We start from the raw sequence: 10,129 nt of genomic DNA, 5'->3' as shown, positions 1-10,129 counted from the left end.
CCGACGACGCACCGTCGCTCCGCCGCACGGAAGGACCCCCATGCGTTCCGACACCCTCGACCGGTTCCTCTGGGACCTGGCCGCCCGCGTCCCCGCCCCCGGCGGCGGCGCGACGGCCGGCCTGCACCTCGCCAGGCCGCGGCCCTGCTCGGCATGGTCGCCCGCTACACCGACGGCGAGCGCTACGCCGAGCACGCCGAGACGGTCCTCGACGTCCGCAACCGGGCCGACGCACTGCGCATCACCGGCCTCGGCCTCGCCGAGGACGACGCCCGCGCGTTCGGCGCGGTCGGCGCGGCCTACAAGCTCCCGCGCGACACGGACGAGGCGAAGCAGGCCCGCAGCGCGGCGATCGCCGCCGCGACGGTCGAGGCGGGTCGGATTCCCGCACAGGTCATCCGCGCCGCCGAGCAGGTGGTCGACCTCGCCGAGCGGCTGCGGCCGATCGGCAACCCCAACGTGATCAGCGACGTGGGCGCGGCGGCCGACGCCGCACGGGCCGCGGCGAGCACCGCCCGGCTCAACGTCGAGATCAACCTGGCGGGCCTCACCGACCCGCAGGCGCGCGGCGAGCTGTCCGCGGCGCTGACCGGCGGCGACGACCTGCTGCGCCGGGCCGACAAGGTGACCGACGACGTCCGGGAGCAGATCCGCCGATGACCCCGCCACCCACCACCCGGCCGGCCCCCCACCCCGACCACGTCGTCCTCGACGGCACCGCGCGCGCCCGCGAGCTGCGCCAGGGGGTGCAGGCCGAGGCCGCCGCGCTCACCGTCCTCGGCGTCGTGCCGCGGCTGGCCGTCGTCGTCGCCACCGCCGACGAGGGCGCGGGCTGGTACGTCCGCTCGCTGTCCGGGGCCGCCCGCCGGGTCGGCGTCGAGTGCGAGCTGCTCGACCTCGGCCCGGACGCGGACGCGGAGTCCATCAGCGCCACCCTGGCCCGGCTGAGCAGCGACGACACCGTGCACGGCATCATCCTGCAGCCCCCGCTGCCCGACGGTGTGCGGGTCGAGGAGCTGGCCGCGTCGATCGTCCCGGAGAAGGACGTCGACGGCGCCAACCCGCTCTCGGCCGGCCGGCTCGCCGCGGGCCTGCCCGCCTACCCGCCGGCCACCGCGGCCGCGGTGCTCGAGCTGCTCGACCACCACGGCGTCGAGCTGGCCGGGCGCAGCGCCGTGGTCGTGGGGCGCTCGCTGGTCGTCGGCAAGCCGACCGCCCAGCTACTGCTGCAACGCGACGCGACGGTCGGCATCTGCCACCGCCACACCAAGGAGCTCGCCGAGCACACCCGCACCGCGGACGTGCTCGTGGTCGCGGTCGGGCGGATCGGGCTGATCCGCGCCGAGCACGTCGCCGAGGGCGCGGTCGTCGTCGACGTCGGGACGAACACCGCGCCCGACGGCAGCCTGGTCGGCGACGTCGACGCCGCCGACGTCGCGACCCGCGCCGGTGCGCTCACGCCGGTGCCCGGCGGCGTCGGACCGGTGACGACGGCGCTGCTGCTGGCACACACCGTCCGCTCGGCACGCGCCACGTCTGAGCCGGGTCAGACGACCTCGCGGACCGCCTTCTCGAACCCGATGACGTGCGCGCGGGCCCGGTCGGCGGCCTCGTCGGCCTGCTGCCCCGCGATGGCCCGCAGCAGGCCCGAGTGCTCGCCGACGTGCTGGTCGAAGTGCGTCATCCGGTCCAGGAACAGGCAGAAGATCCGGGTCGCCAGGTTGTCATAGCGGATCAGGGTGTCCTCGAGGTGCGGGTTGGCCGCCGCCTCGTAGATCGTCCGGTGGACGTGCAGGTCCCAGCGCATCAGCGCGTCGCGGTCCAGGGTGCGCACGTCGATCCGGTCGATCGTGTCGGCCAGCTCGGCGAGGTCGGCCCGGGTCGTGGGGCCGGCGTACTCGGCCGCGCGACGCGCCGCGAGCGGCTCCAGCTGCACCCGGATCTCGGAGATGTAGGCCAGGTCGGTGATGTCGACCCCGGTCGCGAACGTCCCGCGCCGTGGGTAGGAGACGACCAGCCGGTCGATCTCCAGGCGCTTGAGGGCCTCCCGCACCGGCGTGCGACCGACCTCGAGGGACTTCGCGAGGGCGACGTCGTCGATCGCGGTCATCGGCGGGATGTCGAGCATGATCAGCCGGTCCCGGATCACCGTGTACGCCTTGTCGGCGAGCGAGGTGTACTCCGGCTCGGCGTCGTCGGGCAGTGCGGTCACCGTCGCATGCTAACCCGTCATGTGTGCGTAACAGTTCTCGGACATGCCCACACCTCTTGACTATGACTGATATATCAATGCACCATCTAGAGGTCCGTGGTCGCCGCGGACCGCGTCCGACCCGAGGAGAGGCCGCCGTGTCCCGTTCCTTCATCCTGACCCTGAGCTGCCCGAACCGCACCGGCATCGTGCGCGCGGTCAGCGCCTTCCTGATCGAGCACGGCTGCGACATCGGCGAGTACCAGCAGTTCGACGACCCGCTGCGCGGCCGGCTGCACCTGCGCACCCAGGTCGGGGCGGAGCACGAGGTGGACCTCGACGTGATCAGCCGGGACTTCGAGGCGGTCGCGGCCGAGTTCGGCATGAGCTTCACCTTCCACGACGGCGCCCCCGCCCGGATCCTGGTCATGGTCTCCAAGCTGGGGCACTGCCTCAACGACCTGATCTTCCGGTGGCGGGCCGGCAGCCTGGGCGCCGACATCGTCGCGGTCGTGTCCAACCACCCCGACCTGCGGCCGATGGCCGAGGCCGCCGGGCTGCCGTTCGTGCACGTCCCGGTGACCGCCGAGACCAAGCCCGACGCCGAGGCCCGGCTGCTGTCGCTCGTCGACGAGTTCGACGCCGAGCTGGTCGTGCTCGCCCGCTACATGCAGGTGCTCTCCGACGAGACCTGCAAGGCGCTCGAGGGTCGTGCCATCAACATCCACCACTCGTTCCTGCCCGGTTTCAAGGGTGCCCGCCCGTACCACCAGGCCTACGAGCGCGGCGTGAAGCAGGTCGGCGCCACCGCCCACTACGTCACCCCCGACCTCGACGAGGGCCCGATCATCGAGCAGGAGGTGATCCGGATCGACCACTCCTACGACCCGAAGGCCCTGCAGATGGTCGGCCGCGACGCCGAGGCACTGGCCCTGTCCCGCGCGGTCCGCTGGCACTGCGAGCGCCGGGTCCTGCTCACCGGCGGCAGCACGGTCGTCTTCCGGTAGCCGCGGCGGCTCTCCCACGGCCCCGTCCCCGCACCGCGGGGGCGGGGCCGTTCCGCGTCCCGGTCGCCGCCCTGCTGCCCGGCCGCCGTCCCGCTTGCCCAGCTGCGGTCCCGCTCGCGGGGGCACGGCGTGGCACCTCCCCGCGTCCCGCCGCACCCCTCGCGTGGGGTGCGGGGGGTGGTGACGGGGTGCCACGGCACCCGTCCGTGCCGGCCTGATCCGGTCGGGCCCGGGGGCATGCGCGAACGCCCCGCGCCGGCGGGGCCGGGCGGGGCGTTCGTCGTGGTGCGGGGGAGCGCGGTGAGGCGCGGTGCGATGCGGGGGATCAGCCCACCCGGTCGCGCACCCAGTCGTGGAACTCGCCGATGTGGTGCTCGCTGGGCACGAGCACGCCCCCCTTCTCGTAGGAGCGCGAGTCCATCGCGAGCTGGCAGCGCTCGCAGGCGTCGAAGTCCTGCACGTTGACCCGGTGGAACAGCTCCACCGAGCGGTCGATGTCGGCGCCGGAGTCGACGACCTCGGGGAGGTAGAGCCAGTCGCAGACGACCAGGGTGCGCTCGGGGGTCAGCGGGAACATGCGGTGGAACACGACGTGGTCGGGGACCAGGTTGATGAACACCGAGGGCCGTACCGTGATGGCGTAGTAGCGGCGGTCCTGCTCCTGGGTGATGCTCGGGATCCGGGCGAGCCCCTCGGAGCCGTCGACGGTGAAGCCCTTGATCTCCTCGCCGAACTCGGCGCCGTGCCCGACGAAGTACTGGGCGGCGAGGCCGTCGGCGAACTCCGGCAGCACCTCGGTGAGCTCGGGGTGGATCGTCGCGCAGTGGTAGCACTCCATGAAGTTCTCGACGATCTGCTTCCAGTTCGCCTTGACGTCGTAGGAGATGCGCCGGCCGAGCTTCAGGTTCTCGACGTCGTAGCCGACGATCGCGTCCGGCGAGCCGAGCCGGGTGGTGACGTCGCCGATCACGGTCTCGGTGAACGACGGCGGCTCCTCGGCCAGGCTCAGCCACACGTAGCCCAGCCACTCGCGGACGTGCACGGTGTGCAGGCCGTACTCGACCTTGTCGACGTCGGGCATCGAGTTCAGGTTCGGCGCCGCGATGAGCTTGCCGTCCAGGCCGTAGGTCCAGGCGTGGTACGGACACTGGAACGAGCGCCTGACCTCGCCCTTCTCCTCCGTGCACAGCCGCGCGCCGCGGTGCCGGCAGACGTTGAGGTAGGCCCGTACGGAGTTGTCCCTGGCCCGCGTGACGATCACGCTCTCACGTCCGATCTGGACGGTCTCGAACGCGCCGGGCTTGTCCAGGTCCGCGGCCAGCACCGCGCAGAACCACGTCTTGTGGAAGATGTTGTCCTGCTCGGCCCGGAAGATCGCGGGGTCGGTGTAGTAGTGGCCGGCGAGGGTCTCTCGCAGGCTGTCCGGGAGGCTCTGCCCCTCGGTGGCGGGGTTCGACAACTCGCCGGTCGTCATGGCGGTACTCCTCGTGGGCGACGGTCGGTGTGGGGCGGCTGGCGGGTCTGGGGCGAGATCGGGCGCGCCGGCGGGGGTCGCCCTCGCGGGTCGAGCTCGGGACCGGTGCGACGGCATCGGTTCGTTACGGAGGCCGGCGCCGCGGGACCGGGGGCCCGTGCGACGACCGGGCGCCGGAGGCGGCCGGCGTGCGGTAGCGGCAGAACCGTTGCGGCACAGCGGATCACCTCCTGCAGTGGGGTTGGGCGCGATGACGACGACGGCGATCGGGGCCGCGGTAACACACGAGAAACACCGAAACTGTTGCGTAACAAGCAACGAGTCGCTCAATACGCACCACGATGGGAGCGCGTCGCCCTGGTCGGTGTCAAGGGGCTGCAACGGTGGTGTTCGTGCAGGCCCGAGGCGTGGGCCGGTCGCCGCGGGTCGGGCGTCGGAACTGCTGGGGGCACGGTGGCGACTCCGGTGTCCTCGGGCTCCGGGCGACGGATCGGGTCTTGACCGCCGCTCCGGCCGCATCATAACGTGCACAGATATATTAATCGAGTATCTGATGGGGAGCAGGTGGTGCCGGGTCCCGGCCGACCGCCGCCCGACCGTCGCCCGTCCCCGGGCCGGCGGCACCCGCTGCCCGTCCACCCGTCGCGCCGGTGATCCCGGCCGCGGATCCGCACGACCCCACGGAGCGGCGCACGTACCGCACTTTCCCCGCACCCGGACAGAGGTGGAGACGTCATGGCGCAGGTCGATCCCCGGTCGTGTACCGAGGACCCCGGAGCACCACCGGAACGCCCCCGCACGGACCGGACGGTCTTCGGGATCGGTGCCGCGTTGGCGCTGCTGTTCGTCGTCTGGGGGGTCGCGGCGCCGGAGAGCCTGCGCACGACCGCGTCCACGATGATCGGGGCGCTGATGCGTGGCGGTGGCTGGGGCTTCATCCTCGCCGCGACCGCCTTCGTCGCCTTCGCACTCTTCCTGGCCTTCAGCCGGTTCGGACGCATCAAACTCGGCGCCGACGACGAGGAACCCGAGTTCCGCACGGTCTCCTGGATCGCGATGATGTTCTCCGCCGGCATGGGCATCGGACTGATGTTCTTCGGCGTGAACGAGCCGCTGACCTTCTTCCGGTCACCGCCCCCCCGGCTCCGCCGAGCCCGGCACCGTCGACGCGCTGCAGACCTCGATGGCGACCTCGCTGTTCCACTGGACGCTGCACCCGTGGGCGATCTACGCCGTCGTCGGCCTCGCCATCGCCTACTCCACGTTCCGCAAGGGCCGCCGGCAGCTCATCAGCCAGGCGTTCGTCCCGCTGATCGGGCAGAAGGCCACCGACGGGGCGATCGGCAAGGCGATCGACATCCTCGCGATCTTCGCGACGCTGTTCGGCTCCGCGGCCTCGCTCGGGCTGGGCGCCTTCCAGATCGGCGGCGGCATGCAGACCGTCGGCTGGGTCGACGGGGCGCCGGGGGCCGGCGTGCTCGCGGCGATCATCGTCGTGCTGACCGCGGCGTTCATCCTGTCCGCGGTCTCCGGGGTGGCCAAGGGCATCCAGTGGCTGTCGAACATCAACATGGTGCTGGCCGGGGCGCTGGCGCTGTTCCTGTTCGTCGTGGGCCCGACGGTGATCATCCTGGACCTGGTACCGACCGCGCTGGGCGCCTACTTCTCCCAGTTCTTCGAGATGGTCGGGCGCACCGAGGCCGTCGGCGGCGAGCCGATGCTCGAATGGCTGTCCAGCTGGACCGTCTTCTACTGGGCGTGGTGGATCTCCTGGACGCCGTTCGTCGGCATGTTCCTGGCCCGGATCTCGCGCGGGCGCACCATCCGCGAGTTCGTCGGCGGCGTCATCCTCGCACCCAGCCTGGTCTCGCTGGTCTGGTTCTGCATCTTCGGCGGCACCGCCATCACCCAGGCCCAGCAGGGCACACAGTTCTCCGACGACTCCAACGTCCAGCTGTTCCAGATGCTGGCCGCCTACCCGTGGGCGACCTTCACCGGTCTGCTCGTCATGGTCCTGGTCGCGATCTTCTTCGTCTCCGGCGCCGACGCCGCGTCGATCGTCATGGGCACCCTGTCCCAGCGCGGCACCATCGAGCCCAGCAAGTGGGTCGTGGTCTTCTGGGGTTCGGTCATGGGCGCGGTCGCCGTGCTGATGCTGGTCACCGGCGGGGAGAACGCCCTGGACGGCATCCAGAACCTCACCATCCTGGTCGCGGCACCGTTCGTGGTGATCATGGTGCTGCTGTGCGTGGCCCTGCACCGCGACGTCCGCCGTGACCGGGTCATCCTGCGCGCGGTCAAGAGCGCCGAGGTGATGGAGCAGGCCGTCGACTGGGCGACCGACAACCACGGCGACGACTTCTACGTGAAGGTCGGCTCCTTCGCCAAGGACGACGGGGCCACCGACGCGGACCCCGGGGGAGCGGCCGTCCCGGTCGCGGCGGTCGACCCGCTGAGCGTCCCGGCGGACCCGCAGCGCCCCGACGGCGACGCGGCTCCGGCGGACGGCGACGCCACCCCTGTGGACGGCGACCGGGGCACCCAGGTCACGATGGTCGAGCGCCACTGAGAGCGTGTTTGGAAATTCTAGTGGGTTGAGGGTGTCGTGTGTTTCTGCTGGCGGGTGGCGGGGTATCCACGGGCGATGCGGCGGGTGATGGTGTTGATCGCGGCCCAGCGGATCATGGCTTCGGATGTGGTGGGGTGGCGTTCGTAGTCTCGGGCCAGGCGTCGGTGTGCGGTGAGCCAGGCCAGGGTCCGTTCGACCACCCACCTTCGTGGGAGGACGGTGAATCCGCGCTGCTCGGGTGGCTTGCGGATGATCTCGATCGTTGTCTGCAGGATCGTGGCGGCCCAGTCGAGCAGTCGCCCGGCGAAGCCGGCGTCGGCGTAGACGAACCGCACCCTGGTGCGCAGGTAGAGGTTGAGCAGGATCGGCTTGGCGCCGTCGCGGTCCTGTACCGAGGCCGAGCACACCATCGTGGTCAGCAGCAGACCGAGGGTGTCGGTCACGATGAACCGTTTCCGTCCGCCTGTCTTCTTCCCGGCGTCGTAGCCGCGGGAGTCCTGGCCGACGGTGTCGGCGCCCTTGACCGACTGGGAATCGATGATCCCCGCACTCGGCTCCGGATCACGGCCCTCGGCGATACGTAACTGCCCCCGCACGACCGGGAGGATCTTCTCGGTGACCTTCTGCTGTTCCCACTGGTTGAAGTACCAGTAGACGGTCTGCCAGGGCGGGAAGTCCACCGGCAACGCCCGCCAGGCACACCCGGTCCGCACGACATACAAGATCGCGTCCAGCACGTCCCGACGAGCATGAGCAACAGGCCGCCCCCGCCGCGCGAGCGGCGGTAACAACGGCTCGATCACCACCCACTGGGCATCACTGGTGTCCGAGGGGTACCGGCGCGGTCGTTCCTGCATGCCGACCACGATGGAGCACCCCAGCCGTGTCGACCATCCCGACACACCCACCATTTCCAAACACGCTCTGAGAGATTGGCACTGAGGCATCGGCACCGGCCGGGACGCGTTCCCGGCCGGTGCCGGGCTCAGGCCGTGCGGAGCTCCACGCCGGCCTCGGTCAGCTCGGCCAGCGCCCGCTCCGTCGTCTCCGGGGAGACCCCCGCGCAGTGGTGCAGCAGCACCGTCGTCGCGAGTCCGAGCCGTGCGGCGTCGAGCGCGGTCGCCCGGACGCAGTGGTCGGTCGCCAGGCCGACGACGTCGACCTCGGTCACCCCGCGCCCGCCCAGCCAGTCGCCGAGCGGCTGGCCCGACTCGTTGGCGCTCGCGCCCTCGAAGCCCGAGTAGGCGGCGGTGTAGGCGCCCTTGTCGAAGACGCACTCGATCGGCGCGACGTCCAGCGCCGGGTGGAACGACGCGCCCGGCGTCCCCGCGCGGCAGTGCGGCGGCCAGGAGTCGACGAAGTCCGGGGTGTCGGAGAAGTGCGGCCCCGGGTCCACGTGCACGTCCCGGGTGGCGACGACGTGGTCGTAGGCCGTGCCGTCCCGGCCGCCGGTCGCGAGCGGCCCGATCCCGGCGGCGACGGCGGCCCCACCGGCCACCGCGAGGGCGCCGCCCTCGCAGAAGTCGTTCTGGACGTCGACGACGATCAACGCTCGGGCCATGGCTCAGCTCCCGGTGAGGAAGGTGGTCGGGATCGCGGGCTCGCCGCGGGACAGCTTCAGCCCCTCCCACGGTACGGCGACCAACGCCGTCCGCAGCCGCTCCCGGGCGGACTCCAGACCGGTGACGGAGTCGTCGGCGACGACCTCGCCGCCCCGTACCAGCGGCTCCGGCAGCACCCGGTCGTGCGGGCCGGGGGCCGGATCGGTGCCGTAGGGGTACACGACCTCCTCGACCGCGGTGCCGGTCGGCTTGAACCGACGCAGCGCCGCCTTGCGCCCGCCGCGGGACTCCTTCGCGCTCGACCGCTTGGACACCGGGCGCCCGTCGACCTCGACGAGCTTGTAGACCATCCCGGCCGTCGGCGAGCCCGACCCGGTGACCAGGGAGGTCCCCACCCCGTAGGAGTCGACCGGCTCGGCGCGCAGCGAGGCGATCGCGTACTCATCGAGGTCGCCGGACAGGACGATCCGGGTCCCGGTGGCACCGAGCGCGTCGAGCTGCTCGCGGGCCTGGCGGGCCAGTACCCCGAGGTCCCCGGAGTCGATGCGGACCGCACCCAGCCCCGGGCCGGCGGCCGCGACGGCGTGTGAGATGCCGCGGCGGATGTCGTAGGTGTCGACGAGCAGCGTGGTGTCGGTGCCCAGGGCGGCGACCTGGCTGGCGAAGGCGGACGGCTCGTCGTCGTGCAGCAGGACCCAGGCGTGCGCGGCCGTGCCCGCGGTCGGGATGCCGTGCCGGGCGCCGGCGGCGAGGTTCGACGTCGTCGCGAAGCCCGCCAGGTACGCGGCCCGGGCGGAGGCCACGGCGGCCTCCTCGTGGGTGCGCCGCGACCCCATCTCGATCAGCGGCCGCCCGGCCGCCGCGGTCACCATCCGCGCCGCGGCCGAGGCGATCGCGCTGTCGTGGTTGTAGATTGACAGCGCGAGGGTCTCGAGGATCACCGCGTCGGCGAAGGTGCCGGTCACGGTGAGGACGGGGGAGCCGGGGAAGTACAGCTCGCCCTCCGGGTAGCCGTCGACGTCGCCGGAGAAGCGGTAGTCGCGGAGCCGGTCCAGGGTCGCGGAGTCGACGACCGGGGTGAGGAACTCCAGGTCGGCGTCGGAGAAGCGGAAGCGCGACAGCGCCTCCAGCAGCCGCCCCGTCCCGGCGACGACGCCGTAGCGGCGCCCGTCGGGGAGGCGGCGCGCGAACAGCTCGAAGACGCAGTGCCGTTCGGCGGTGCCGTCGGCGAGGGCCGCCGCCACCATCGTCAGCTCGTAGCGGTCGGTCAGCAGGGCCGTGCCGGTCATGGTCGGGAGCCTACGGCCGCGCCCGCCGACGTGGTCG

The 10,129-nt window shown here is 72.0% G+C and carries 6 protein-coding genes and 3 pseudogenes; 4 read left to right on the top strand and 5 right to left on the bottom strand.

What is annotated here, in order from left to right:
- The first annotated feature begins 153 nt into the window (after positions 1–153).
- Positions 154–660 carry a cyclodeaminase/cyclohydrolase family protein gene (locus tag KPL57_RS21880; RefSeq protein ID WP_264198389.1) on the top strand — a complete coding sequence of 169 codons (507 nt, stop codon included), beginning with the start codon at positions 154–156 and terminating at the stop codon, positions 658–660.
- Positions 657–1,544, top strand: a pseudogene (locus KPL57_RS21875) (bifunctional 5,10-methylenetetrahydrofolate dehydrogenase/5,10-methenyltetrahydrofolate cyclohydrolase); the annotation flags it as partial. The gene KPL57_RS21880 and the pseudogene KPL57_RS21875, both read left to right, overlap by 4 nt.
- A gap of 2 nt (positions 1,545–1,546) precedes the next feature.
- Here the strand turns inward: KPL57_RS21875 and KPL57_RS21870 are convergent.
- Positions 1,547–2,212 carry a GntR family transcriptional regulator gene (locus KPL57_RS21870; protein ID WP_020627393.1) on the bottom strand — a complete coding sequence of 222 codons (666 nt, stop codon included), beginning with the start codon at positions 2,210–2,212 and terminating at the stop codon, positions 1,547–1,549.
- Between the two features lie 137 nt (positions 2,213–2,349).
- Here KPL57_RS21870 and purU point away from each other — a divergent pair, with 137 nt between their 5' ends.
- Complete coding sequence (gene purU, locus KPL57_RS21865) at positions 2,350–3,198, top strand: formyltetrahydrofolate deformylase (protein ID WP_226352985.1); 849 nt, start codon at positions 2,350–2,352, stop codon at positions 3,196–3,198.
- A 325-nt stretch (positions 3,199–3,523) separates the two neighbouring features.
- On the opposite strand, the gene KPL57_RS21860 is transcribed toward purU, so the two are convergent.
- Positions 3,524–4,672, bottom strand: a complete 1,149-nt coding sequence (locus tag KPL57_RS21860; protein ID WP_020627395.1) for an aromatic ring-hydroxylating dioxygenase subunit alpha — start codon at positions 4,670–4,672, stop codon at positions 3,524–3,526.
- Between the two features lie 735 nt (positions 4,673–5,407).
- Between KPL57_RS21860 and KPL57_RS21855 the strand changes: the two are divergent.
- Positions 5,408–7,241 (top strand): annotated as a pseudogene (locus KPL57_RS21855) (BCCT family transporter).
- On the opposite strand, the pseudogene KPL57_RS21850 reads toward KPL57_RS21855, so the two are convergent.
- From KPL57_RS21850 to KPL57_RS21840, 3 genes and pseudogenes are all read right to left on the bottom strand, one after another.
- Positions 7,219–8,152 (bottom strand): annotated as a pseudogene (locus KPL57_RS21850) (IS5 family transposase). The pseudogenes KPL57_RS21855 and KPL57_RS21850 sit on opposite strands and share 23 nt — an antisense overlap.
- A gap of 74 nt (positions 8,153–8,226) precedes the next feature.
- Positions 8,227–8,802 (bottom strand): isochorismatase family protein, encoded by a 576-nt coding sequence (locus KPL57_RS21845; RefSeq protein WP_226352984.1) that lies wholly within the window; start codon positions 8,800–8,802, stop codon positions 8,227–8,229.
- A gap of 3 nt (positions 8,803–8,805) precedes the next feature.
- Positions 8,806–10,092: a nicotinate phosphoribosyltransferase gene (locus KPL57_RS21840; RefSeq protein WP_226352983.1), complete on the bottom strand. Its 1,287-nt coding sequence runs from the start codon at positions 10,090–10,092 to the stop codon at positions 8,806–8,808.
- Positions 10,093–10,129 lie beyond the last annotated feature (37 nt).

Source organism: Pseudonocardia sp. ICBG601 (assembly GCF_020496245.1).
The sequence above is the reverse complement of the archived record's forward strand: the minus strand, read 5'-3'. Positions and strand labels throughout refer to the sequence as shown.

Coding starts and splice junctions, on each gene's coding strand:
- KPL57_RS21880 (WP_264198389.1), top strand. CDS start 154: ATGGTCGCCCGCTACACCGACGGCGAGCGCTACGCCGAGCACGCCGAG.
- KPL57_RS21860 (WP_020627395.1), bottom strand. CDS start 4,672: ATGACGACCGGCGAGTTGTCGAACCCCGCCACCGAGGGGCAGAGCCTC.
- KPL57_RS21845 (WP_226352984.1), bottom strand. CDS start 8,802: ATGGCCCGAGCGTTGATCGTCGTCGACGTCCAGAACGACTTCTGCGAG.
- KPL57_RS21840 (WP_226352983.1), bottom strand. CDS start 10,092: ATGACCGGCACGGCCCTGCTGACCGACCGCTACGAGCTGACGATGGTG.